Below are 22275 nucleotides of genomic sequence, written 5' to 3'. Positions count from 1 at the left end.
TTGTTGATAACTGAATTTGTCTTATAAAAATCAACAACTTAAGACACTTCAAACCCTGTGGTGGATGCTGCTCCGCTGCTGCACCCGTTTTGGGCACAACTTTCCATGGCGCATCCTCCTTGTGGATAAGCAGGGATTTACGAGATTTTTATGCCCAGGTTTTTCCACAGGGTGGCTGCGGACAAAAAAAGACCACCTCGAAGGTGGTCTTGCCGGGATCCGCAACCGTGATCAGAAATGGTGGGCGTAGCGCAGCTGCAGGAAGTTTTCGCCGGGGTTGGGTTTCTTGATGCCTGCGTTGGAATGGTGCTCCAGCCGCAGCACCAGCTCATGCTGGCCCTGGCTGCCAAACAGGTAGCCCACGCCGATATGGGTGGCGAAGTTGTAGCGCGTGGGGAATTCCTTCTCGTCCGTGACGTAGCGACGGTTCAGCGCCCAGCTCAGGCCCACGCCGGTTTCTGCAAACCAGGGCGACTGCCCGTTGCTGGGACGCCAGCGCACGGTGGGATTCACGCCGATGACCCAGGTGCCGCGATCGCGACCCTCCAGCGGCGCCGACCAGCGGGCGCCCCAGACATCCCAGTAGCCGCTGAGCTGGCCGCCCCACAGCGCATGGCGCCAGTTGCGCCAGGGCACGGTGACGCCCACGGTCCAGCTGTCGGCACTGTGCTCGGCCGCGCCGTATTGCAGGTACATGGAGGGGGAGGATTCCGGCGTGGACTGCGCCTGCGCCGCCAGGGGCAGGACGGCCGCTGCACCGGCCAGCAGCACGGCGGCAAAACTTCCGGTTCGTCCTGGTCGCTCTGGTCGCCCTGAACGTCCTGGTGGATGTTTGCGCGCCGTTGCGTGGTTCTGGCAGCTGGATGGCGTCGTTTGAGTGTTTTTGGGGGCCATGATCTTCTCCGGGGCAGCACACAATGCTGTGCCTGTTCCACTCTAGGCAGTCCGGGGAAGATCGGGGAGTCAGCAAAAAAGCCCTTGCACTGTCGGCCGCCTGACAAGGCGTCCGTGCAAGGGCTGGCGCAAGCAATCCGGCTGCCCGCTGGTTGCGGGCAGGCCAGGTGGCTGCTTACTGGGCGGGTGCCGGGGCAGGGCGGGCCTGGCCGCTCTTGTGGTCATGGCGCGGGCCGTGGTCCATGCCGTGGTGGCCGGGGTGGCCCTTGTGCAGCGTGGCGGCATCGAAGGTCTTTTGCTGGCTGGCATCCAGCTGGGCGTAGAAGGCCTTGGTGGCTTCGCCGCGGCGATCGGCATCGGCCGCGCGCTGGGCGCGCATTTCACGCATCTTGTCGATGCGCTGGGGCGTGGTCAGCTTGGCGAAGTCCTCGCGCTCCATGCGCTGGGGACGCTCGCCGGGCTTGAAGGTGGCCGCATAGGTGTTCCATGCGGTTTCCTGGGCCGGCGTGAGCTTGAGGTCGGCCTTGAGCTTGGCGATGCGCTGCTGCATGTGCTCCATGCGGTCGCCGTGCTTGTGCATGGCGCGATCGGGCTTGGGTGCCGTGGCGGCGGCGGGGGCTGCCGGCGCGGCGGTCTGGGCGTACGAGGGCAGGGCGAACGATGCCAGCAAGGCGGTGGCAGCGGCGGCGCTGGCGAGGGTGCGGCGGAAGGTGGTGGTCATTCCAAAATCCTTTCTGGAGAGGGTGACTGAAGGCCGCCATCAAGGCACTTGGCGAGCCCTGTGCAGCGGATGATTGAAGTGTGGTCGTCCGATGTATCGGGGCAGTGAGGTTTTGCGCACGGCTTGTAAAGAATTGACAAGCTTGTGCAGCGCCGTCCGGTGCCAGGCATGCACAATGACCGGGCGGGGCGCCAAGGCATGGCGCCCCTGCTGTTTTTTCTGTTTTCTCCCTCTGGATGGAGGCGGCGCAGCCCGGTGTTGCACACCCCTGCTGCGGCGCAGCCGCAGTCCGTCCGAGCAAAGGTTCGCTATGTTCAAAAACATGATCGTCTATCGCATTGCCGAGAGCTGGCAGGGCGATTTGCAGCAGCTTGAAGAAGCCCTGGGCAAGAGCCCGTTTGCCGAGTGCGGCGCCACGCAGGAGCGCAGCGCCGGCTGGGTGCCGCCGCGCGGCGAGCCCCATGGCCCGCTGGCCGAGTCCGTGGCCAATCAGTGGGTGATGCGCTTCATGACCGAGGCCAAGATGCTGCCGGCCAGCGTGCTCAACCGCCGCGTCAACGAAAAGGCTGCCCACATCGAGGCCACCGAAGGCCGCAAGCCCGGCAAGAAGGAAAAGAAGGAACTCAAGGACGAGGCCAAGCTGGACCTGCTGCCCATGGCTTTCACCAAGCAGGGCGCCATGTGGGTCTGGCTGGATCCGCAGGCCCGCACCCTGGTGCTGGACACCGGCAGCCAGGCGCGCGCCGACGAGGTGGTCAGCTCGCTGGTGGAGGGCCTCACAGGCTTTGCGCTGGCCCTGGTCGATACGCAGACCAGCGCCCAGGCCGCCATGGCGCACTGGCTGACCACGCAGGAAAGCCCGGCCGGCTTCTCGATTGACCGTGAATGCGAGCTCAAGGCCGCCGACGAATCCAAGGCCGTCGTGCGCTATGCGCGCCATCCGCTGGACATCGACGAGGTGCGCCAGCACATCGAGCACGGCAAGCTGCCCACGCGCCTGGCGCTGACCTGGGATGACCGCGTGAGCTTCGTGCTGACCGAGGGTCTGCAGATCCGCAAGATCGCGCTGCTCGATGCCGTGATGGAAGGCCAGTCGCAGGACGACGGCGGCTTCGATGCCGATGTGGCGATTGCCACGGGCGAGTTGTCCAAACTCATCCCCGATCTGATCGAGGCGCTGGGCGGGGAAGGGCGCACGGGCCTGGGCCAGGATCTGCCGGCATCGCTGCAGACGCCCGCTGCCCAGACTCCTACAGCGACACCAGCGGCACCGCGTGCAGCGGCCTCGGGCCGTGGTGCGCTGACGGGGCCGGCCCTGGCGCCCGTGGATACGGCGCCTGAAGAAGCGCCTTTCTAAGCCGGCAGGCGGCTGCGTTGGCGATGTTTCATGTGAAACATCGCCACGCCCAGGCGGCGCTCAGACTCTTTCAAAGATGGCCGAGATCCCTTGGCCGCCACCAATGCACATGGTCACCAGCGCATAGCGGCCGCCCGTGCGCTGCAGCTCGGCGATGGCCTTGGTGGTGATGATGGCGCCCGTGGCACCCACGGGGTGGCCCAGCGATATGCCCGAGCCGTTGGGGTTGACCTTGGCCGGGTCCATGCCCAGCTGCTGAATCACGGCGCAGGCCTGGGCCGCGAAGGCCTCGTTGGCCTCGATCACGTCCATGTCTGCAATCTTCAGGCCCGTGCGCTCCAGCACCTTCTGCGTGGCCGGCACGGGGCCTATGCCCATGTAGGCGGGGTCCACGCCGGCATGGGCGTAGCCCACCAGGCGCGCCAGCGGCTTCAGTCCCAGGGCGGCCACGCGATCGCCTGCGGCCAGGGCCACGGCGGCGGCGCCGTCGTTGATGCCCGAGGCATTGCCGGCCGTCACGCTGCCACCTTCCTTGCGGAACGCGGGCTTCATGGTGGACAGCAATTCGATGGTGGTGCTGGCGCGCACATGCTCGTCGGTATCGAAGACCACGACGCCCTTGCGCGTGGCGATCTCCACGGGAACGATCTGCTCCTTGAAGTGGCCTGCCGCAATGGCAGCGGCCGCGCGCTGGTGGCTGGCTGCCGCCAGTTCGTCCTGCATTTCGCGGCTGATGTGGTAGCGCTCGGCCACGTTTTCGGCCGTGATGCCCATGTGCATCTTCTGCCAGGGGTCGTGCAGGATGCCCAGCATGTAGTCGATGCTCTTGGCGTCGCCCATGCGCGCGCCCCAGCGTGCGGCCTGGTCGAAGTAGGGGCCGCGGCTCATGGACTCGCTGCCGCCGCCGATGGCCACGTCGCAGTCGCCCAGCGCAATGGCCTGGGCGGCAGAGACGATGGCCTGCAGGCCGGAGCCGCACAGCCGGTTGACGTTGAAGGCCGGCGTCTCGATGGGGCAGCCCGCATCGATGGCGGCCACGCGCGAGAGGTAGGCGTCCTTGGTATCGGTGGGGATCACATTGCCCATGACCACGTGGCCGACGGCGTCGGGCGCCAGGCCCGCGCGCTCGATGGCCGCCTTGACGGCCGTGGTGGCCAGCTGGGTGTTGGGTACGTCCTTGAGGCTGCCGCCGAAGGTGCCGATGGCGGTGCGCGCAGTGCCGACGACGAAGACGTCGCGTGGGGTCATGGTGAAGCTCCTCGAAGCGATGAACACGGGGGATGGAGTGCATTGTGCCGGGCAGGCGGCAGGCAGCGCAGCCGCCTCGGCGTCAGTTCCGGGCGCAGGTCAACGTCCCTCGAATTGCGGCGCCTGCTTGGCGTGGAACGCCGCAATGCCGCGCGGCAGGTCGGCCGTGCGCGCACAGGCATCGAAGGCGCAGGCCTCGGCGGCCAGCTGGTCGCGCAGGCTGCGGTCCAGGCCCGCGCGCATGAGGCGGCGCATATGGCCCAGCGCCACCGTGGGACCGGCGGCCAGGCGTTGGGCCAGCTGCTGCACGGCGGCGTCGAGTTCGGTGGGCGGCAGGACGCGGTTGATCAGGCTCAGGCGCTGCGCTTGGGCGCAGTCCAGGGTCTCGCCCAGCATGGCGATCTCCAGCGCGTTGCGCAGGCCCACGATGCGCGGCAGCGCCCAGGAGGCTCCCACGTCGCAGCTGGCGCCCAGGTTGATGTAGGCCAGGTTGAAGCGCGTGCCCTCGGCCGCGTAGACGAAGTCGGCCTGCAGCATCAGAGACAGGCCAGCGCCTGCCGCCGAGCCATGCACCTTGGCGATGACGGGCGCATCGAGCTGGCCCAGCAGCGCCACGGCCTCGTTGAGCGGCGCCAGCAGCTCGGCTGCGCCGCGCACGGGGTCGGCGGCCAGCGTGTCCAGGTCGCCGCCCGCCATGAAGGCGCGGCCCGCGCCGTTCAGCACCACGCAGCGCAGCGCGCGGTCCTGGGCCAGGGCGCGCACGGCGTCGCGCAGTGCCAGCGCCATGGGCACGTCGATGGCGTTGAGGGCGGCGGGGCGGTGGAAGGTCAGCGTGGCGATGGCGCCTTCGCGGTGCAGCAGCAGTGGGGTGTCTTGCGTGTCGGTCATGGGAGCGGATCAGTGGTACAGGGCGTCGATTTCGGCGGCGTAGGTCTTGTAGATGGACGAGCGGCGCACCTTCATCGTGGCCGTGACTTCGCCGTCGTCGTGGTCCAGTTCCTTGGTCAGCAGATGGAAGCGCCGCACATGCGAGACCTGGGCCAGGCGCGCATTGCCCTGCGCGATCTCGGCATCGATCAGCGCGCGCACCTCGGCCATCTCGGCCAGGGAGCGGAAATGCGTGAAGGGGATGCGCCGCGCCTGGGCCCATTGGCCCACGGTCTCGTAGTCGATCTGCACCAGCGCGCCCACGAACTTGCGGCCCTCGGCCACGACGATGCACTCCTTGATGAAGGGGCTGGCCTTCATGGTGTTCTCGATCTCCGAGGGCGTGAGGTTCTTGCCGCCGGCGGTGATCATGATGTCCTTGAGGCGGTCCACGATGCGCAGCTGGCCGCCCTGCACGCGCACCACGTCGCCCGTGTGCAGCCAGCCGTCCTGCAGGCTTTGCGCCGTGGCCTCGGGGTTCTTGTAGTAGCCCGCGAAGACCATGTCGCCCTTGATCTGGAGTTCGCCGCTGCCGTCGCCTTCGTCACCGGGCTGGCCGCCATGGCTGGCAATGCGCCATTGCACGCCTTCGGTGGCCACGCCCACGGTGCCCACGGCCACGTCGTCCAGGCGGTGGCCGGTAACCATTCCCGTGGATTCGGTCAGCCCGTAGACCTCGATCAGCGGCACGCCCAGCGTGCGGAAAAAGCGCACCACGTCGGGCGGTATGGGCGCGGCGCCGGTGAGCGCCACGCGCGCCTCGCGCAGGCCGATGAAGTTCTGCAGCGCGCGCAGCACGCTCCAGTAGCTGGCGGCCCAGGCCAGGCGCTCGGCCAGGCTCCACTGCCTGCGGGGCTTTTCGGCCAGCGGCGCGCAGGCCGCCATAGCGCGCCGGTAGAGCGCGCGGCGCAGCGGTCCGGTCTCCTGCATCTTGATGCTGATGGCCGCATGCAGCTTCTCCCAGATGCGCGGCACGCCCAGGAACATGTTGGGCGCGACTTCGCGCAGGTCTTCCTGCACCGTGCGGATGGACTCGCCAAAGTGCACCTGCGAGCCCAGGTAGACGGGCACGAAGCTGGTCAGCATCTGCTCGGCCACGTGGCACAGCGGCAGGTAGGACAGGTGGCGCGTGCCGCCGTCCAGCCCCAGCCGCTCGGCAATGCCGGGCACCACGCCGCGGATGTTGCGGTAGGTGATCATGGCGCCCTTGGGCTTGCCGGTGGAGCCCGAGGTGTAGATCATCAGCCCCACGTCATCCAGCGTCTGGCGTGCCAGCGCCTGTTCGATGGGTGCACGGCTGGCGGCCTGGGCAGCCTGGGCGCCCAGGCGCTCGACCTCGTCGAAGGTGGCGATCAGGGCGCGGACCTCGGGCGCGAAGCTGCGCAGGCCCTTGGTCTCCATGACGATGATCTTCTTCAGGCGCGGCAGCTGGGGCAGGGCGGCCAGCAGCTTGTCGGTCTGCTCCTGGTCCTCGCAGACCATGATGTCCACATCGGCGTGGCCCGCCACATAGGCGACCTCGGGCGTGGGACTGGTGGGGTACACGCCCACGGTGATGGCGCCGATCAGGCCCGCGCCCATCTGGGCCAGCACCCACTCGATGCGGTTCTCGGAGATCACGCCCATGTGGCCGCCTGGCGGCAGGCCCAGCTGTGCCAGGCCCAGCCCGAAGTGGCTGGCACGCTCGTGGTAGCGCGCCCAGCTGGTGGGCTTCCAGATGCCGAAGTCCTTTTGCCGTATGGCCACGCGCTGGGCATCGCTGCGCGCGCGTTCGGCCAGCATCTGGGGCAGGGTGAGTTCGGGAAGGTTCTTCATATCAATGACCCATCGCGCTGCCTGTGACACTGGCGTGCCCCCACACGGGAGCACCGAGTAAGGGCCGCCCCGCACCGAGGGTGCTGTCCCCCTCCCTCGCGAAGCGGGAGAGAGGGGGAAGGCGCGAAGCGACTCAGGGGGTGCTTCATGACAACCAGCGCTTGCGGCGCTTGTAGTGCTTCAGGTCGCGAAAACTTTTTGCCTCGCCGCCACCACCCATGCCCAGGTAGAACTCGCGCACGTCGGCATCCTGGGCCAGGCGTTCGGCCGGGCCGTCGATGACGATCTTGCCGTTCTCCATGATGTAGCCGCTGTGCGCCACGGCCAGGGCCACGGTGGCGTTCTGCTCGACCAGCAGCATGGATGTGCCGCGCTCGGCATTGATGCGCGCGATGATGGTGAAGATGTCCTCCACCAGCTTCGGCGCCAGGCCCAGCGAGGGCTCGTCCAGCAGCATGAGCTGGGGCTCGGCGATCAGCGCGCGGCCAATGGCCAGCATCTGCTGCTCGCCGCCCGACAGGTAGCCGGCCAGGCCTTTGCGTCGCTCATGCAGGCGCGGGAAGTAGGTGTAGACCAGGTCGAAATCGGGCTTGACTTGATTGCGGCCCGTGAGCGCGTAGGTCGCGGCCACGAGGTTTTCCTCCACCGTGAGGTCCTCGAACACCCGCCGGCCCTCCATCACATGCGACAGCCCCAGGCGCACCAGCTGCTGGGGCGCGTACTGCGCGGTGGACTGGCCGTTGTAGCGCACGCTTCCGCTGGCCAGCAGGCCGTCCTCCAGCGCCAGCAGCCCGGAGACGGCCTTGAGCGTGGTGCTCTTGCCCGCGCCGTTGCTGCCCAGCAGCGCCACGATCTGGCCGCGCGGCACGGCCAGCGACAGGCCCCGCAGGGCCTGCACGACCTTGTTGTAGATGACCTCGATGTTGTTGATTTCGAGGACGCTTGCAGTCTCTGCCTTGGTTGGGGTTGCCTTCAAAATTTCACTGCGCATGTGGAGCCCGCGACGTTGGTTATGGCGTGCATCAGGCGCGGGGCACCAAGCAAGGGCCGCCCCGCCGCGAGGGTGCCGTCCCCCTTCCCGCAACGCGAAGCGGTGCGAGAGAAGGGGGAAGCGGCGAAGCCGCTCAGGGGGATGCGTTTCATCAAAGCGCTATCCAGTCGGACGCTGGGAGCATCTTCTGCGCCTTCATGTCCGCCTTGTAGACGCGGCCCACGGGAATCGAATTGCCCTTGATGGTGATGGGCACACCGATCAGTCCGCCCGTGTCGAAGTCCTTGATGGAATTGAGCGCGGCCTTGAGGTTGGGGCCGGTTAGCGGCTTGCCCGCGTCCAGGCAGCGCCTGGCCGATTCCACGAACAGCATGGCCGCCAGGAAGCCCTGGATATAGGCCGTGCTCTGGTACTCGGGGCGCAGCGCGCGGATCTTGTCCAGCATGGGCGCCTTGGCCGAGGTGTCGTAGTAGTAGCGGTAGGGCATGACGCCCATGAAGCCGTCGCCGGCCTCGCCCATCTTCATGACGGTGGAGCTGTCCATGGTCCAGAAGGTGCCCATCCATTGGCTGGTCATGCCCATCTGCTTGCCCTGCTGGATGAACTCGGGAATGGGCGCGAGGATGTAGCCGTGGAAGATGGTGTAGTCGGGCGCGGCGCGGCGCAGCTTGATGACTTCGGTGGACACGTCCACGCTGCCGGGCGGCGTCATCAGCTTGGCCACCACGTTCAGGCCCAGCTTCTTCGCGGCCGCTTCGCTGGCCTCGATGGGGTCGCGGCCGAATTCGGAGTCGGAGTAGACGAAGGCCACCTTGGCGCCCGGCTTTTCCTTGGCGATGTGCTTGAGCAGGATGCCGAACATCTCCGTGTAGTCGGGTCCCACGAGGAACTGGTTCGGGTACTTGGCCGGGTTGTTGAGCTCGGTGGCGAAGGAGGCCCCCGCCATGAGGATGGCGCCGTTGCGGTCCAGCTCGGGGTTGATGGTCTTGGAAAAGCCCGTGGAGTCGCCGTAGTAGAGGTTGACCTTGTTCTGGCTGGTGATCTTCTTGAACGCGGCCACCGAGACATCGACCTTGTAGCCCGTGTCCTCGGGCACGTAGCGGATCTTGCGGCCCTTGATGCCGCCGGCCTCGTTGACCATCTTCACGTAGTCGCCCATGCCGGCATTGATGCCCACGCCCGCGAAGGCGAACACGCCCGTCATGGGGATGGAGCCGCCGATCACGATGTCTTCGCCACCAGCCTGGGCGCGGGCGGCCAGCGGTGCGGCCAGGCTGGCGCCGGCCGCCAGCAGCAGGCTGCGGCGGCGCGAGGAGGTCGGGTGTTGCTGCATTGCTTGTCTCCTTTTGCTTGTCGTGCGCGGCGCCGCCTCAATTGCGGAAGGGCCACAGGTGGAAGAAGCGGCGCAGGCGCCGCCACATTTCTGCGAGCCCCTGCGGCTCGAAGACCAGAAAGACGATGATCAGCAGCCCGAACACCATGGTGCGCACGGGCGACAGGAAGACGGCCAGCTCGGAGCCGCCGGGCAGCAGGTCCACGATGAGCTTGAGCAGCTCCGGGACCATGGTCATGAAGACCGCGCCCAGGATGCCGCCCAGGATGGAGCCCATGCCGCCGACGATGATGGCCGCCAGAAAGAAGATGGACATCAAGAGGGGAAAGCTCTCGGGCGTGACCACGCGAAAGAAGTACGCCCACAGCCCGCCCGCCACGCCCGCGTAGAACGAAGACAGCCCGAACGACAGCAGCTTGTAGCGCAGCAGCGGTATGCCCAGCACCTCGGCCGAGATGTCGCGGTCGCGGATGGCGATGAAGGCGCGGCCTATGCGTGTGCGAAACAGGTTGGCCGCGCCCAGCAGCATCAGCAGCGTGACGGGCACGATCACCCAGTACAGCCGGAACGAGGTGTCCAGCGCCACGCCGAACACCGTGGCCGGCTGCAGCGTCAGGCCCGCCGTGCCGCCCGTGAGCTTGAGATTGGCGAACAGGAAATGGGCGATGAACGAGGCCGCGATGGTGGCAATCGCCAGGTACAGGCCCTTGACGCGCAGCGAGGGCAGGCCCACCACGATGCCGCCCAGCATGGCCACCAAGCCGCCAGCCAGCAGGTTGAACAGCACGGGCGTGCCCCAGCGCGCCTGCACGATGGCCACCGTGTAGGCGCCCAGTCCCATGAAGGCGGCCTGGCCCAGGCTGACCAGGCCCGTGTAGCCGGTGAGGATGTTCAGCCCCGTGGCGCCGGCCACGTTGATGCTGACCAGGCAGGCCAGGTACAGCCAGTAGTCGCTGGCCATGAAGGGAAACAGCAGCAGCAGCGCGCCGGCCATGGCCAGCCAGATGCGTTGCGTGCGGGAGTCGAACAGCGCCGCATCGGCGATGTAGCTTTCCTTGAGGGTGCCTATGCGCATGCTGCCGTCTTTCTGAAGCTGTCTAGAGCCGCTCGATCTCGTGCGTGCCGAACAGGCCGTAGGGCCTGAGCATCAGCACCACGACCAGCACGATGAAGGTGGCCAGCAGCTTGTACTCGCCGCCCAGGTAGGCGCCGGCCAGCGCCTCCACCAGGCCGATGAACAGGCCGCCGACCAGGGCGCCCAGCACGCTGTCCAGCCCGCCCACGATGACGACCACCAGCACCGACAGGCCGAACACGCCCATGCTCGACGAGATGCCGCCGATGGAGCCGACGATGATTCCCGAGACCGCCGCGATCATGGCCGACACCACCCAGGCCAGCGAGAACACGCGCGGCACGTTGATGCCCACCGAATAGGCCGCTGCCTGGTCGCTGGCCGTGGCGCGCAGGGCCACGCCGCCACGCCAGTAGCGGAACACCAGCAGCACGGCCGCGATGAAGACCACGGCCACGGCTGCGCCCCAGGCCACCTTGGGCGCGAGAAAGGCCTCGCCGATCATCACGGGCTGCGTGGGCATGAACTCGGGCAGGCGGCGCTGGTCAGCCGTCCAGATCAGCTCCACCAAGCCCACCAGCACCGAGGCCAGGCCCACGGTGACCATGAACACCGAGATCGGCGGCTCGCCCAGCAGCGGCCGGATCATCGTGCGCTCGATCAGCGCGCCCAGCAGCCCCGTGCCCAGCACGGCGGCGGGAATGGCCAGCCACAGCGGCAGCGCGAACATGGCCGCGAAGGTGAAGAACAGGTAGGCGCCCACCATCAGCAGCTCGCCGATGGCGATGTTGACCACGCGCGTGGCCTTGTAGACCACCACGAAGGCCAGCGCGGCCAGCGCATACAGGCCGCCTGCGGCCAGGCCCGTGAGGGCGATCTCGAACAGGTAGGCCCAGTCCATCATGCGGCCCTCTGCGCCATGGCGGGCAGGTGCCCGACGGGCGCTGGCCGTTCGGCCGCGCCGCGCAGCCGCTGGCGCAGCTCGCCCACGTCGCCCGCGCCCAGGTAGGCGCGGTTTACCTCGGGATCGGCCTGCACCACGGCGGGCGTGCCCTGGGCGATGACCTGGCCGAAGTTGAGCACCACCACATGGTCGGACAGGTCCATGACCATGCCCATGTCGTGCTCCACCATGAGCACGGTCACGCCCCATTCGGCGCGCACGTCGAGGATGAAGCGCGCCATGTCCTCGGTCTCCTCGCGGTTCATGCCGGCCACGGGCTCGTCCAGCATCAGGATGCGCGGCTGCATGGCCAGGGCGCGCGCCATCTCCACGCGCTTTTGCAGCCCGTAGGACAGGGAGGCCACGGGCGCATGGCGGATGTGGTCTATCTCCAGGAAATCGATGATGCGCTCCTCGATGTCGCGGCGCAGCTCGGCCTCTTCGCGGCGTGCGCGGCCCAGGTAGAGGAGGGCATCGAGCACGTTGGTGCGCAGGTGGGCGTGGCGGCCCAGCTTGATGTTGTCCAGCACCGTCATGCCTCGGAACAGCGCAATGTTCTGGAAGCTGCGCCCCAGGCCCAGCCGCGCGCGGCGCGGCGCCGGCATGCGCGTGATGTCCTCGCCCTGGAAGCGGATGGAGCCGCCCGTGGGCCGGTAAAAGCCCGAGATGGTGTTGAACAGCGACGTCTTGCCCGCGCCGTTGGGGCCGATCACGGCCGTGATCGAGCCGGGCTGCACATCGAAGCCCACGCCCGACAGCGCCTTCACGCCGCCAAAGGCGAGCGTGACGCCATCGACCTGCAGCAAGGGGGCGGGCGGGCCGCCGTCGGGGTGTGTCTCCATGGCGCTCTCGTGCGTTGGTTCGTCGAGCCGGGCAGGAGCCTACTGATGCGTAGGCTGTTTACTTTGGAGTAGATTCTGGTTGTCGCCCTCCGCATGCAGCATCGGTGATTTCCCCGGTGCACCCGCCGCCATGAAGCCATCGAGCCCTGAAACCAAGACCCGACCCAGCCCCGGAACCCGCACCCGCAAAGGCCGTGCGGCGCCCGCCGTGGACTCGCCCTGGAGCGGCACGCCCGACCGCGAGCAGCAGCGCGAGGCCAAGCGCCAGGCCGTGCTGCAGGCCGCCGCGCAGCTGTTCAACGAGCGCGGCTTCTCCGCCACCTCGCTGGACGACATCGCCGCGCGGCTGGGCGTGAGCAAGCCCACGCTGTACTACTACGTCAAGAACAAGGACGAGATCCTGCTGCAGTGCGTGAACCAGGGCCTGGCCATGACGCTGGAAGGCATCGAGGCCTCGCGCCGCGCAGGCGGCCAGGCCGTGGACCAGCTGCGCGCCTGCATGCAGGTTTATGCGCGCATCGTCACCATGGACTTCGGCATGTGCCTGATCCGTGTCGGCGACGAACAGGTCCCGCCCGACAGCCGCCGCGAACTGCGCCGCCAGAAGGCCGCCATAGACCAGGCCTTCCGCCGCCTGGTGGCCGCCGGCGTGCAGGAGGGCTCGCTGGCCCCCTGCGACCCCAAGATGACGGCCTTCGTGATTGCCGGCGCGCTCAGCTGGATAGGCCGCTGGTACCAGCCTAGCGGCCAGTACTCGGCCGAGGAAGTGGCGCAGCAGTGCATTGATACCTTGATGGGGGGTGTGTTGCGGCGGGCGGAGCCTGCTCGGCGCGCGGCCTCCGCAAAGCGCGCGGCAAGCGCCCCCAAGGATTGAGCCGAAGCTGCACATACCCGCGGCGCCTTGGTTCTATGGATGTGTTTCCAAGAGCCTAAAAGAGCCTCTGGCAATTTTGGGGTGCTTTATAAGTCGTTGTGGGGAAACAGTTTTTTGCGCTCGTAAAAGAGGCTAAAGAACTTGGCATCTTTTGGACTCATAGACCGGTCTTGATGCCACGGCGCAAACGCTGCAGATCTCAATCCGACAAATGCCATCGTGCCCAACGGCGCGCACCCATCAGTTGGAGGCGCCCCTCATTGCGCAGCTCTTTCAGCAAATCCTGAACGGCACTCACTGGCAGGGACGGCAGCACCTGCCGCAGTTCGGCCAGCGCAGCGCCATGCTCTCTGTGCTTTGTGAGGTGTTTGAGCAGCAGCGCCTTGTTGGTCTCTCTGTCCAGGCCGTGTTGCCGGGTATGCGTTCCTTTGGCGCCTAAAGACGCATACAAGGCCTCGGACAGGATGTAGCGCGTCCCTTTGCCTCGACCTATGGATTCCACCGCTCCCGCCGCCAGCAGGCCTGCAAGGCGTTCCCTCAAAGGGGCAGACAGCGGTTTTTCCTGTTGCAGGCATTCCAGCGCGAGGTAGTCCAATGTCGAGAAGCTGCTCAGCTTCTCTTCGCCGAGGTGCTCCATGAAGCGTACGAAGGCTGGGTTGCGCACTCCGCCTTCCAGGGTCAGCCGTACTTCGTGGGCGGATGTTCCCGCAAGGCTGGGCAGGGGCTTGCCTTGTCGCACCGCGCTTTCCACCATGAGATTCAGGCCTTGACCAGAGCGCTCGATCAAGCCGCAGCGGGCGAGGGCTTCGGCGAGTCTGCGATTGCGCGGATTCTGTTGATCAATGATGTTCTCGGGCGTGATTCCGGGCGGCAGCCCTCCCGGGCTGATCACCTCTAGCCGCTTGGAAAATTGCCTGACGAAAATCGAACCACCCAAGCGATAGTCCCGGTGGGCAACCGCATTCAGGAGCGCTTCCCGGACCGGAACCTCGGCAAATGTCGGCAGGTCCATGCGGAAAAAGTCGTCCTGGTAGCTTTGGCGGTCATTGCGCAAGTTGATCTTTTTCCAGAGCGCGTCCTGCCACGCAAAAAAGCCCTCTCGAAATTCCTCGCGATCGGCGGCTGGTCCTGCAGCTTCGGACGACCGGTATTCAAATACCAACTCCGCCTGGGCCAACCATCTTGTCAGAGCCGCTCTTTTGCCGAACAGGATGAGCGCGGCATAGCTCACCTGATTGCCTTCTACGAGCAACTCTGCATCCCGCAAGGTCTGTTCGTCGCTCAGTTCGCGTCTGCGAGGGGTATTGCCTTTGCGAGCCCAGCGCTCCCGGAACAATGCAATGGATGACGGCTCCAGATCCTCCAGCGTGGCCCCTGGACATGGCTGTGCCGAAAAGTCGGGGCCGGTTTCATCGAAGATGGCCCGCAGTTCTTGCGCGCTCATTGCCGCCAGATCATCGCCAGCCCGTTTGAGAAAGCTGCCGTCGATCTGCCATGCCGTGCCCGGCAGCCGGGAGGGTACACGCACAACCAGCACACGGCCTTGCGGCAGGCGCAGTTCCTCAACAGGGATACGGTGGCCCAGTCTCTGGTGCAATCCGGCCTCGGTGCGGCCCGGGTCTTCGAACGCCTGCGTACCCACGATGAGGCGAGGTCGTTTGTCGGTCACGCCCAGCACGATGGCGCCGCCGCCTTCATTGGCCAGGGCTACGCAGTACTTGAGCAGTTTTTCAAAGTCATAGCGCTGCTTGGCTTCCTTGAACTCAAGCCGCTGACCTTCAGGCTCAAGCAACCATTGGTGAAGCTGGGTGGGCGTGGTGAGCATGCCCACAGCTTAAATTAAGCGCCGCTTCCCACTGTGTCGGGCGCCGCCAGATCATCCAATATCGGGCAGTCCGGCCGGTCGTCGCCGTGGCAGCAGTGCACCAGGGTCTTGAGCGTGCGCTGCATGGCCTGCATGGCGGCGATGCGCTCGGTCAGTTCGTCGATGTGGCGCTGGGCGATGGCCTTGACCTGGCTGCTGGCGCGGCTCTTGTCTTGCCACAGGCCGAGCAGGGTGGCGATCTCGTCCATGGAAAAGCCGAGGTCGCGCCCCCGGCGGATGAAGCGCAGGGCGTGCACGTCGGCCTCGGCGTACTGGCGGTAGCCGCCGTCCGTGCGGTGCATGGGCGGCAGCAGGCCCTGGGCTTCGTAGTGGCGCACCATGCGCGCCGAGACACCGGCGCGGCGCGCGGCCTCGCCGATGGAGACGGGCCAGTGCTGTGCGGGGTGGGCGGACATGGTGCGTGCCTTTCGGATGCCTTCGGGTGTCTTTGAGGTGTCTCTCAGGCGACCTTGTAGCCTTCTTCGGCAATGGCGGCGCCCAGTGCCTCGCGGCTGGCGCTGCTGTCGACTTCCACGCGCTTGGCGGCGCGATCGATTTTTACCTGGGCCTGGTCATCCACGCCCTGCACGGCCTGGGTGACGGCGCGTTCGCAGTGGCCGCAGGTCATGCCCTGCACGGTGAAAACATGTTGCATCTCTCGCTCCTGGTTGGGGCGCGCCGAAGTGGCGCAAGCCATGGACGGCATGTTGAACCCTGACACCATGGCAAGGTCAAGCGTCTGGCTGGACAAGGGTTGATTTGGCCCAATTCGATGTGAGTCGGCCGGCTCAATGATCCGCTGCAATGGCCGATAGATCGAAAAGAGCCGTGAATAGGCAAAAACCGTCATAGGCCATTGGCGATCATCTGACAAACTGCAACAATTTGTATTTACGTTGGCGCTATGCATTTGGAGACCGTGCGGGCGCCTTGACTGACAGAGAGGAAAACGGTCATGAACTTGTTGGGAATGATGCGGGCTTTCACGATCCGCACGCGGATGCTGGGTGCCATCGCCATGGTGCTGGTACTGCTGGGTCTGCTGGGCGGAGCCGGGATGCTGGGCATGTTCCGCATCCATGGCATGAGTCAGCAGTTCATGCATACCTCGTACGCCAAGATGGGCTACATGGTGGAGTTGCGCGCCGAGCTGGGTGCCGTGCGCGCCCATGAAAAGGACATGATCATCCAGTACGAGCGTGCCGAAGAGGTGCGCAAGGCCCACACCCAGTGGCTGGCCGCCATCGACCGCGTGAAATCCGTGGCCGAGCGCTTTCTGAAGGACGAGGACCCGGCCGACGACGCCATCGTCAGCGGCATCTCCGAGCGCGTGGACCGCTACCGCCAGCAGTTCGAGCACATTGCGCGACAGCTGGAGGCCGGTGGCTATGACACGGCGACCACGGCCAACCGCATGAGCGGCAAGGCCATGGCCGAGGTGGCCGAGGTCGAAAAGCTCATCGCCCAGCTGGACCAGCTGCTGCGCCAGCAGGTCGATGCCATGGCCGCGGAGGAGCAGGGCGTGGCCGAGCAGACGCAGTGGATCTTCGTGGCGGCCGTGGTGCTCACGGTGCTGGTGGTGGTGCCGCTGACGCTGATGAACATGCTGTCCATCTGCCGCCCCCTGGTGCAGGCGCGCCAGACGGCGCTGACCATTGCCCAGGGCGATCTGTCGCAGAGCGTGAAGGTGGAGGGCAAGGACGAGGTGGCCGATCTGCAGCGCGCGCTGGACCAGATGCAGCAGAGCCTGGGCTCCATGGTGACCCAGGTGCGCGACGCCAGCGGCAACATCGCCACGGCCAGCCAGGAGATCGCCACGGGCAACCAGGACCTGTCCTCGCGCACCGAGCAGACGGCCAGCAATGTGCAGGAGACCGTGGCCTCGCTGTCCCAGCTCACAGCCACGGTGCAGCAGACGGCATCGTCCTCGCAGCTGGCCAACCAGCTGGCGGCCTCTGCCTCGACCACGGCCACGCGCGGTGGCGACGTGGTGGCCCAGGCCGTGGTGAGCATGCAGGAGATCACGACCTCCAGCCGCAAGATCGGCGACATCATCGGCCTGATCGACTCCATCGCCTTCCAGACCAACATCCTGGCGCTGAACGCCGCCGTGGAAGCGGCGCGCGCCGGCGAGCAGGGCCGCGGCTTTGCCGTGGTGGCGGCCGAGGTGCGATCCCTGGCCCAGCGCTCGGCCCAGGCGGCCAGCGAGATCAAGGCGCTGATCCAGACCAGCGTGCAGGCCGTGGACGTGGGCGTGCGCCAGGTGGAGGATGCTGGCAAGACCATGAAGGAAATCGTGGACAGCGTGCAGCGCGTGGGCGACATCATTGGCGAGATCACGGCGGCTTCCAGCGAGCAGTCGGGCGGCATCGGCCAGGTCAACCAGGCCGTGGGCGACATCGACCGCATGACGCAGCAGAACGCAGCCCTGGTCGAGGAATCGGCTGCCGCCGCCGAGTCGCTGCGCGAGCAGGCCGCGCGCCTGGCGCAGGTGGTGGGCCAGTTCCGCATTGCCGGTGCGGCCGTGGCGTCCATGGGCTCGCATGCTTCCTATGGCCGTCCCGGCCAGGGCAAGCCCGGCCTGGCCCCGGCTGCCGGCCGCGCCCCGCTGGCTTCGGCCCGCGAGACCCAGCTGCTGGAACACGCCTGAGAAGTCAGGGGCCAGCGGCCCTGTTTCACGTGACCCCGTGAATCGCGCGAACGAAAAAGCCCGCAGGCATGGCCTGCGGGCTTTTTGCTTTGCAGCGCCGCAAATCAGGCCTGGCGCGCGAACGGGTAGTCGGTATAGCCCTCGGCGCCGCCTCCGTAGAACAGGCTGGAGTTCCAGGGGTTCAGCGGCAGGTCGTCACGCAGGCGGTGGACCAGGTCGGGGTTGGAGATGAAGGCCTTGCCGAAGGCCACGATATCGGCGTGGCCGCTTTCCACGGCGCGCAGCGCCATGTCGCGGTCATAGCCGTTGTTGACCATCCAGGCGCCCTGGCCCCCGGCCTCGCGGTAGGCGGATTTGAGCGCCGCGTAGTCGAAGGGCCGGTCGGGCAATTCACGCGGGCCGCCGGTGGAGCCTTCGATGATGTGGATGTAGGCCAGGCCCAGCGGCGCCAGCTGGCGCACCACGTATTCGAACAGCGGCTGGGGGTCGGCATCGGCGATGTCGTTGGCCGGCGTCACGGGCGACAGGCGGATGCCCACGCGGCCGCCGCCCACGGCATCGGCAGCGGCGCGCGTGCATTCGAGCAGCAGGCGGGCGCGGTTCTCGATGCTGCCGCCGTAGTCGTCATCGCGCTGGTTGGCGCCGGTCTTGAGGAACTGGTCCAGCAGATAGCCGTTGGCGCCGTGCAGCTCCACGCCGTCGAAACCGGCCGTCTCCACGGCATTGCGCGCGGCCACGGCGAAGCTGTGGACGATGGCGGGAAGCTCGTGCTGGGCGAGCGCGCGCGGCGCGGAGGTGGGCACGAACTGGCCCTTGCCCGAGTCCTCGTCGATCACATAGGTCTTGGATCTGGCCGCCACCGGGGACGGCCCCACGGGCGCCTGGCCTTCGGGCTGCAGCGAGGTGTGCGAGACCCGGCCCACATGCCACAGCTGGGTGACGATGCGCCCGCCGGCCTTGTGCACGGCGTCGGTCACGCGCTTCCAGCCGTCGAGCTGCTCGCTGCCGTACAGGCCCGGCACATGGGCATAGCCCTGGCCCTGGTGGCTGATGGCCGTGCCTTCGCTGATCAGCAGGCCGGCGCTGGCGCGCTGGGCGTAGTAGGTGACCATGATGTCGTTGGGCAGGGCCTGGGGTGCGCGGTTGCGCGTCAGCGGCGCCATGGCGATGCGGTTGGGCAGGCGCAGCTCGCCGGCCTGTATGGGTTCGAACAGAGAGGTCATGCAACGGGGCTTTCTGTGCGTGAAGCAAAAGCGCCACCCGTGCGGGCGGCGCGGCGTACGGCACAGATTACGCCCATGGAATCAATCGTGCAGGCCAGGGATTTGCGCGCTGTCGTGCAGGCGACGGTGCTGTGCCACGAGTCGCCCCAGCGCCTGCATCTGCGCCGTCACGAAGCTGCGCGTGGCGGCATCGGTGCACAGGCCCTGGCTGTCGAATTTCTGCGCCGCCTGGCCCACGAAGACCTCGGGCCGAGCCAGCACGTCGGCTTCCATGCACTGCAATACCTTGCGCAGTTCGTACTGCACGCGCGCCCCGCCCAGCGGGCCGGGCGAGGCCGAGACAAGGGCCACGGGCTTGTGCCGAAAGGGTTGGTCGTCGCCACGCGAGATCCAGTCCAGCGCATTCTTGAACATGCCTGGAATGGAGAAGTTGTACTCGGGAGTTGCCAGCACCACGGCGTCGGCACGGCGGATGCGCTCGCGCAACTGGTGCACGGATTCGGGCATGCCCGTGGCCAGCAAGTCGGCATCCAGCGGCGGCAGCGCGCGCCAGTCGCAGACCTGCATCGTGGCCTGGGGCGCCAGGCATTCGCCCGCCAGCTCCAGCAGCATGCGGTTCAGTGAATGGCGGCGCAGGCTGCCGCACAGGCCGATGATGTCCATGGCGTCAGGCCTGCAGCGGAATGCCGACCTGCTGGATGACGCCGCGCCAGCGCGCGATCTCGGCGCCCACCATGCCACGCATCTCCTCGGGGCTGCAGGGCGTGGCCGCGCTGCCGGCGCTGGCCAGGGCCTGGAGCAGGTCGGGCTCCTTCAGGGCCTTGTGGGTTTCGGCGGCCAGCCTTTGCACCACGTCGGCGGGCGTGCCTGCGGGCGCGGCCAGGCCCAGCCAGGAGCGCACCTCGAAGCCGGGCAGCACGGCCGAGGCCGGCGGCACCTCGGGCAGGGTGGGCCAGGCCTGGGCGCTGGTGACGGCCAGGGCGCGCAGCCGGCCCGACTTGATGTGCGGCATGGCCACGGTCAGCGTGTCGCTGAGCACGTCCACATCGCCTGCTATCACGGCCTGCACGGGTGCGCCGCCGCCCCGGTAGGGCACGTGCAGCAGCTGTACCTTGGCCGTGGAGCCCAGCAGCTCGCCGGCCATGTGCTGGGTGGATCCCACGCCCACCGAGGTGAAGGTGATGCGTCCCGGCTCCTTGCGGGCCATGGCCAGCAGATCGGCCAGGGTCCTGGCGGGATGCTCGGCACGCACGGCCACCACGAAGGGAAAGGACGAGACGGTGGAGACAAAGGCGAAATCCTTGACCGCGTCGTAGGGCAGCGATTTGCGCAGCGCGGCCGACACGGTGTGCGCGCCCGTGAGCATGACCAGGCTGTAGCCGTCCGGCACCGCCTTGGCCACGAAGTTGCTGGCAATGGAGCCGCCCGCGCCGCTCTTGATCTCCACCACCACGGGCTGTCTGAGCGATTCCTGCAGCTTCTGGGCCACGAGCCGGGCCACCACGTCGGCGTTGCCGCCCGCGCCAAAGCCGTGGATCAATTGAATGGGCCGGTTGGGAAAACCGCCCTGGGCCCGGGCCGTGGGCAGGGCGAGTGAGGCGACGCCTGCAAGCAGGGCCGTGCGTCGGGTGATGGCAGTCATGTCATGTCTCCTTTTTTTGTATTGCACGCTGTGGCTGTGTCCAGTGGCTTGGCTTGCTTGGCTGGCCTCGCTGGCGTTGCGGCTAGCGGTCCGCGCGTGCGTAGCCGGTCTGGGCGCCGTAGAGCTTTTCGCGCTGCGACCAGTCGCGGGTCTCGTTCCACAGGGCCAGCACCTGCATGGCCTCCTGCTCGAAGACCTGGTGGCGCGCCGCGTCGGCCGTGCGTGCGGTCAGCTCCAGGCGGTGGCCCGAAGGGTCGAAGAAGTAGATGGAGGTGATGAAGTCGTCGTGGTTGGTGGGGCCCACCACGTCAATGCCCCGGTCCAGCAGGTCCTGCCGGGCGCGCAGCACGGTGTCCACGTCGGCGGCCTCGAAGGCGAAGTGCTGTATCCAGCCCGGCGACTCCATGTCCTTCATCTGGCCCGGGTCCCTGGGGCACTCGAAGAAGGCGATGGAGCTGCCGTCCTCCATCTCGAAAAAGATGTGGATGTGCGGGCTGTACTGGCCCGTGGAGGGCACATGGTCCTCGCCCATGGCGTGGGTGAAGCGCAGGCCCAGCACCTCGGTATAGAAGCGCACGGTCTCGGCCGCGTCCTTGCAGCGGTAGGCGGCGTGGTGAAGCTTTTTGCACAGCATGGATGTCTCCTGTCAGTCGGTGGAAAGGGGGCCGGAAGTGGACGCGGGGCCTGTGGCGCCGTGGAGCGGCTCCTGGCAGCCGCTCCACTGGGGCTGGAAGAAGGGGGCCGGGACCAGGAACTTCGATTCCTGGCTTTGCAGCAGCGGCAGCATGCGCGCGACATAGGCCTGCCAGCGTGGCTCGGCCAGCAGGCGCGCGCGGCGCTCGGCGCGCTCGTTCAGGTCCGTATAGGCCCACAGGTGGACGATCTGGTTGAGCGGCCCCGAGTCGCTGGTGTAGTAGCCGACCATGCGGCCCAGAATGCGCTGCTGCAGCTCCAGGCCCTCGGCCTGGTAGAGCGCCAGGTAGTCCCGCCATTTGCCGGGGTGGGCGGTGTAGGTGCGTTGTTCGACGAGCATGCCGTGCCTTCTTTCAACCGAGGCTGTGGCCGCCGTCGATCACGATGCGCGTGCCCGTGGCCGTGCGCAGATGCGTGGCGCAGGCGAGGATGGCCTGCGCCACATCGCCGGGCTCGACCACGCGGCCCAGCGGCGTGTGCGCGGCCTTTTTCTCCAGCTCCTGGCGGCTGCGGCCCCCGACGAAGCCCGTGTCCACGGCGGCGGGCGAGACGCAGAGAAAGCGCACCGGGCCGAAGGCGCGCGCCATGGACACCGTCAGCGTGTCCAGCGCGGCCTTGGCGGCGCAATAGGCCATGTTGCTGCCCAGGCCCGTGAAGGCGGAGACCGAGGACACGTTGACCACGGCGGCGTCCTGCGAGGCGCGCAGCAGCGGCAGCAGGGCCCGCGTCACGGCATAGGTGCCGCCCACGTTGGCGCACAGGATGCGATTGAACAGCGCGGGCTCCAGCGCATCGATCTGCGCGTGCGCGATGCGCTCGGTGAAGCCCGCGCAGTTGACCAGCAGGTCCACCCGGCCCAGGTGCTGCTGCAGCCACTGGGCGGCGGTGGCGTGGCTGGCCTCGTCTTGCAGCGACAGCTGCAGCGTGTGGTGGCTGCCCGGCAGTTCCTCGCGCAGCGCCTGGGCGCGGTCGCGGCCCTGGTGGTAGCCGATCACGACGGTGGCGCCCTCGCGGGCCAGGGCCCGCGCCGTGGCGGCGCCTATGCCGCTGCTGGCGCCGGTGACGACGGCGATTCTGTCTTGCAATGGCGGATGGGAGAGTTGCATCATTCGGAAATCCGTGGCGCCCGGCCTTGCCGTGCCCTGGCCGGGCCGTGGTTGATCGGCCATTCCGATTGTTTTCA

22 protein-coding genes are annotated in these 22275 nt (G+C 67.3%); 3 read left to right on the top strand and 19 right to left on the bottom strand.

Going from position 1 to position 22275, the window contains the following annotated elements; genetic code table 11:
* Positions 1 to 231 precede the first annotated feature (231 nt).
* A complete protein-coding gene (locus tag A4F85_RS23775; RefSeq protein ID WP_063327869.1) occupies positions 232 to 894 on the bottom strand; it encodes an acyloxyacyl hydrolase in 663 nt (220 codons plus the stop codon).
* Positions 895 to 1069: 175 nt separating this feature from the next.
* Complete coding sequence (locus tag A4F85_RS23770; RefSeq protein WP_063327868.1) at positions 1070 to 1615, bottom strand: Spy/CpxP family protein refolding chaperone; 546 nt, start codon at positions 1613 to 1615, stop codon at positions 1070 to 1072.
* 310 nt (positions 1616 to 1925) lie between these two features.
* Here A4F85_RS23770 and A4F85_RS23765 point away from each other — a divergent pair, with 310 nt between their 5' ends.
* Positions 1926 to 2972, top strand: coding sequence for a recombination-associated protein RdgC (locus A4F85_RS23765; protein ID WP_063327867.1), 1047 nt, complete (start codon positions 1926 to 1928; stop codon positions 2970 to 2972).
* Between the two features lie 60 nt (positions 2973 to 3032).
* Here the strand turns inward: A4F85_RS23765 and A4F85_RS23760 are convergent, their stop codons facing one another.
* The 8 genes from A4F85_RS23760 to A4F85_RS23725 all read right to left on the bottom strand — a co-directional run bounded on the left by A4F85_RS23760 (position 3033) and on the right by A4F85_RS23725 (position 12146).
* Entirely contained in the window at positions 3033 to 4220 is a 1188-nt protein-coding gene (locus A4F85_RS23760) for an acetyl-CoA C-acyltransferase family protein (protein WP_063327866.1), read from the bottom strand.
* A 99-nt stretch (positions 4221 to 4319) separates the two neighbouring features.
* The gene (locus A4F85_RS23755) at positions 4320 to 5108 is read right to left on the bottom strand and encodes an enoyl-CoA hydratase/isomerase family protein (RefSeq protein ID WP_063327865.1); all 789 of its coding nucleotides are present in this window, start codon (positions 5106 to 5108) and stop codon (positions 4320 to 4322) included.
* Positions 5109 to 5117: 9 nt separating this feature from the next.
* Complete coding sequence (locus A4F85_RS23750) at positions 5118 to 6962, bottom strand: AMP-dependent synthetase/ligase (protein WP_063327864.1); 1845 nt, start codon at positions 6960 to 6962, stop codon at positions 5118 to 5120.
* A gap of 145 nt (positions 6963 to 7107) precedes the next feature.
* Positions 7108 to 7938, bottom strand: coding sequence for an ABC transporter ATP-binding protein (locus A4F85_RS23745; RefSeq protein ID WP_231890601.1), 831 nt, complete (start codon positions 7936 to 7938; stop codon positions 7108 to 7110).
* A 166-nt stretch (positions 7939 to 8104) separates the two neighbouring features.
* Entirely contained in the window at positions 8105 to 9286 is a 1182-nt protein-coding gene (locus A4F85_RS23740) for an ABC transporter substrate-binding protein (protein ID WP_012201969.1), read from the bottom strand.
* A gap of 37 nt (positions 9287 to 9323) precedes the next feature.
* Positions 9324 to 10361, bottom strand: a complete 1038-nt coding sequence (locus A4F85_RS23735; RefSeq protein WP_063327862.1) for a branched-chain amino acid ABC transporter permease — start codon at positions 10359 to 10361, stop codon at positions 9324 to 9326.
* 22 nt (positions 10362 to 10383) lie between these two features.
* Positions 10384 to 11265, bottom strand: a complete 882-nt coding sequence (locus A4F85_RS23730; RefSeq protein WP_013799949.1) for a branched-chain amino acid ABC transporter permease — start codon at positions 11263 to 11265, stop codon at positions 10384 to 10386.
* Complete coding sequence (locus tag A4F85_RS23725) at positions 11262 to 12146, bottom strand: ABC transporter ATP-binding protein (RefSeq protein WP_063327861.1); 885 nt, start codon at positions 12144 to 12146, stop codon at positions 11262 to 11264. Before A4F85_RS23725 ends, A4F85_RS23730 begins: the two co-directional genes overlap by 4 nt.
* Before the next feature lie 130 nt (positions 12147 to 12276).
* Here A4F85_RS23725 and A4F85_RS23720 point away from each other — a divergent pair, with 130 nt between their 5' ends.
* Positions 12277 to 13020: a TetR/AcrR family transcriptional regulator gene (locus tag A4F85_RS23720; protein WP_063327860.1), complete on the top strand. Its 744-nt coding sequence runs from the start codon at positions 12277 to 12279 to the stop codon at positions 13018 to 13020.
* Between the two features lie 199 nt (positions 13021 to 13219).
* On the opposite strand, the gene A4F85_RS23715 is transcribed toward A4F85_RS23720, so the two are convergent.
* From A4F85_RS23715 to A4F85_RS23705, 3 genes are read right to left on the bottom strand one after another with little or no spacing between them, the layout of a single operon-like run.
* Positions 13220 to 14845 carry an ATP-binding protein gene (locus A4F85_RS23715; protein WP_063327859.1) on the bottom strand — a complete coding sequence of 542 codons (1626 nt, stop codon included), beginning with the start codon at positions 14843 to 14845 and terminating at the stop codon, positions 13220 to 13222.
* Positions 14846 to 14859: 14 nt separating this feature from the next.
* Positions 14860 to 15300 (bottom strand): Cu(I)-responsive transcriptional regulator, encoded by a 441-nt coding sequence (gene cueR / locus A4F85_RS23710; RefSeq protein ID WP_063327858.1) that lies wholly within the window; start codon positions 15298 to 15300, stop codon positions 14860 to 14862.
* Between the two features lie 44 nt (positions 15301 to 15344).
* Positions 15345 to 15539, bottom strand: a complete 195-nt coding sequence (locus A4F85_RS23705) for a heavy-metal-associated domain-containing protein (protein WP_063328071.1) — start codon at positions 15537 to 15539, stop codon at positions 15345 to 15347.
* 300 nt (positions 15540 to 15839) lie between these two features.
* Here A4F85_RS23705 and A4F85_RS23700 point away from each other — a divergent pair, with 300 nt between their 5' ends.
* Positions 15840 to 17534 (top strand): methyl-accepting chemotaxis protein, encoded by a 1695-nt coding sequence (locus tag A4F85_RS23700; protein ID WP_034397522.1) that lies wholly within the window; start codon positions 15840 to 15842, stop codon positions 17532 to 17534.
* A gap of 104 nt (positions 17535 to 17638) precedes the next feature.
* On the opposite strand, the gene A4F85_RS23695 is transcribed toward A4F85_RS23700, so the two are convergent.
* From A4F85_RS23695 to A4F85_RS23670, 6 genes are all read right to left on the bottom strand, one after another.
* Positions 17639 to 18757, bottom strand: a complete 1119-nt coding sequence (locus A4F85_RS23695) for an alkene reductase (RefSeq protein WP_063327857.1) — start codon at positions 18755 to 18757, stop codon at positions 17639 to 17641.
* An 81-nt stretch (positions 18758 to 18838) separates the two neighbouring features.
* Positions 18839 to 19420 carry an NADPH-dependent FMN reductase gene (locus tag A4F85_RS23690; RefSeq protein WP_063327856.1) on the bottom strand — a complete coding sequence of 194 codons (582 nt, stop codon included), beginning with the start codon at positions 19418 to 19420 and terminating at the stop codon, positions 18839 to 18841.
* A 4-nt stretch (positions 19421 to 19424) separates the two neighbouring features.
* Entirely contained in the window at positions 19425 to 20399 is a 975-nt protein-coding gene (locus A4F85_RS23685; RefSeq protein ID WP_063327855.1) for a tripartite tricarboxylate transporter substrate binding protein, read from the bottom strand.
* An 82-nt stretch (positions 20400 to 20481) separates the two neighbouring features.
* Complete coding sequence (locus A4F85_RS23680; protein ID WP_063327854.1) at positions 20482 to 21033, bottom strand: VOC family protein; 552 nt, start codon at positions 21031 to 21033, stop codon at positions 20482 to 20484.
* 12 nt (positions 21034 to 21045) lie between these two features.
* Positions 21046 to 21432 carry an NIPSNAP family protein gene (locus A4F85_RS23675; protein WP_063327853.1) on the bottom strand — a complete coding sequence of 129 codons (387 nt, stop codon included), beginning with the start codon at positions 21430 to 21432 and terminating at the stop codon, positions 21046 to 21048.
* 13 nt (positions 21433 to 21445) lie between these two features.
* The gene (locus A4F85_RS23670; protein WP_047469596.1) at positions 21446 to 22201 is read right to left on the bottom strand and encodes an SDR family NAD(P)-dependent oxidoreductase; all 756 of its coding nucleotides are present in this window, start codon (positions 22199 to 22201) and stop codon (positions 21446 to 21448) included.
* Between the last annotated feature and the right edge of the window lie 74 nt (positions 22202 to 22275).

The sequence above is a fragment of the Delftia sp. GW456-R20 genome, assembly GCF_001622915.1.
GTDB classification, from domain to species: Bacteria; Pseudomonadota; Gammaproteobacteria; order Burkholderiales; family Burkholderiaceae_C; genus Comamonas; species Comamonas acidovorans.
This window is presented reverse-complemented; position numbering and strand designations above follow the sequence as displayed.

Bases quoted from the DNA above. Each gene is read 5' to 3' on its own strand.
- A4F85_RS23775 (WP_063327869.1), bottom strand. From the start codon at position 894: ATGGCCCCCAAAAACACTCAAACGACGCCATCCAGCTGCCAGAACCAC.
- A4F85_RS23770 (WP_063327868.1), bottom strand. From the start codon at position 1,615: ATGACCACCACCTTCCGCCGCACCCTCGCCAGCGCCGCCGCTGCCACC.
- A4F85_RS23765 (WP_063327867.1), top strand. From the start codon at position 1,926: ATGTTCAAAAACATGATCGTCTATCGCATTGCCGAGAGCTGGCAGGGC.
- A4F85_RS23760 (WP_063327866.1), bottom strand. From the start codon at position 4,220: ATGACCCCACGCGACGTCTTCGTCGTCGGCACTGCGCGCACCGCCATC.
- A4F85_RS23755 (WP_063327865.1), bottom strand. From the start codon at position 5,108: ATGACCGACACGCAAGACACCCCACTGCTGCTGCACCGCGAAGGCGCC.
- A4F85_RS23750 (WP_063327864.1), bottom strand. From the start codon at position 6,962: ATGAAGAACCTTCCCGAACTCACCCTGCCCCAGATGCTGGCCGAACGC.
- A4F85_RS23740 (WP_012201969.1), bottom strand. From the start codon at position 9,286: ATGCAGCAACACCCGACCTCCTCGCGCCGCCGCAGCCTGCTGCTGGCG.
- A4F85_RS23735 (WP_063327862.1), bottom strand. From the start codon at position 10,361: ATGCGCATAGGCACCCTCAAGGAAAGCTACATCGCCGATGCGGCGCTG.
- A4F85_RS23730 (WP_013799949.1), bottom strand. From the start codon at position 11,265: ATGATGGACTGGGCCTACCTGTTCGAGATCGCCCTCACGGGCCTGGCC.
- A4F85_RS23725 (WP_063327861.1), bottom strand. From the start codon at position 12,146: ATGGAGACACACCCCGACGGCGGCCCGCCCGCCCCCTTGCTGCAGGTC.
- A4F85_RS23720 (WP_063327860.1), top strand. From the start codon at position 12,277: ATGAAGCCATCGAGCCCTGAAACCAAGACCCGACCCAGCCCCGGAACC.
- A4F85_RS23715 (WP_063327859.1), bottom strand. From the start codon at position 14,845: ATGCTCACCACGCCCACCCAGCTTCACCAATGGTTGCTTGAGCCTGAA.
- cueR (WP_063327858.1), bottom strand. From the start codon at position 15,300: ATGTCCGCCCACCCCGCACAGCACTGGCCCGTCTCCATCGGCGAGGCC.
- A4F85_RS23705 (WP_063328071.1), bottom strand. From the start codon at position 15,539: ATGCAACATGTTTTCACCGTGCAGGGCATGACCTGCGGCCACTGCGAA.
- A4F85_RS23700 (WP_034397522.1), top strand. From the start codon at position 15,840: ATGAACTTGTTGGGAATGATGCGGGCTTTCACGATCCGCACGCGGATG.
- A4F85_RS23695 (WP_063327857.1), bottom strand. From the start codon at position 18,757: ATGACCTCTCTGTTCGAACCCATACAGGCCGGCGAGCTGCGCCTGCCC.
- A4F85_RS23690 (WP_063327856.1), bottom strand. From the start codon at position 19,420: ATGGACATCATCGGCCTGTGCGGCAGCCTGCGCCGCCATTCACTGAAC.
- A4F85_RS23685 (WP_063327855.1), bottom strand. From the start codon at position 20,399: ATGACTGCCATCACCCGACGCACGGCCCTGCTTGCAGGCGTCGCCTCA.
- A4F85_RS23680 (WP_063327854.1), bottom strand. From the start codon at position 21,033: ATGCTGTGCAAAAAGCTTCACCACGCCGCCTACCGCTGCAAGGACGCG.
- A4F85_RS23675 (WP_063327853.1), bottom strand. From the start codon at position 21,432: ATGCTCGTCGAACAACGCACCTACACCGCCCACCCCGGCAAATGGCGG.
- A4F85_RS23670 (WP_047469596.1), bottom strand. From the start codon at position 22,201: ATGATGCAACTCTCCCATCCGCCATTGCAAGACAGAATCGCCGTCGTC.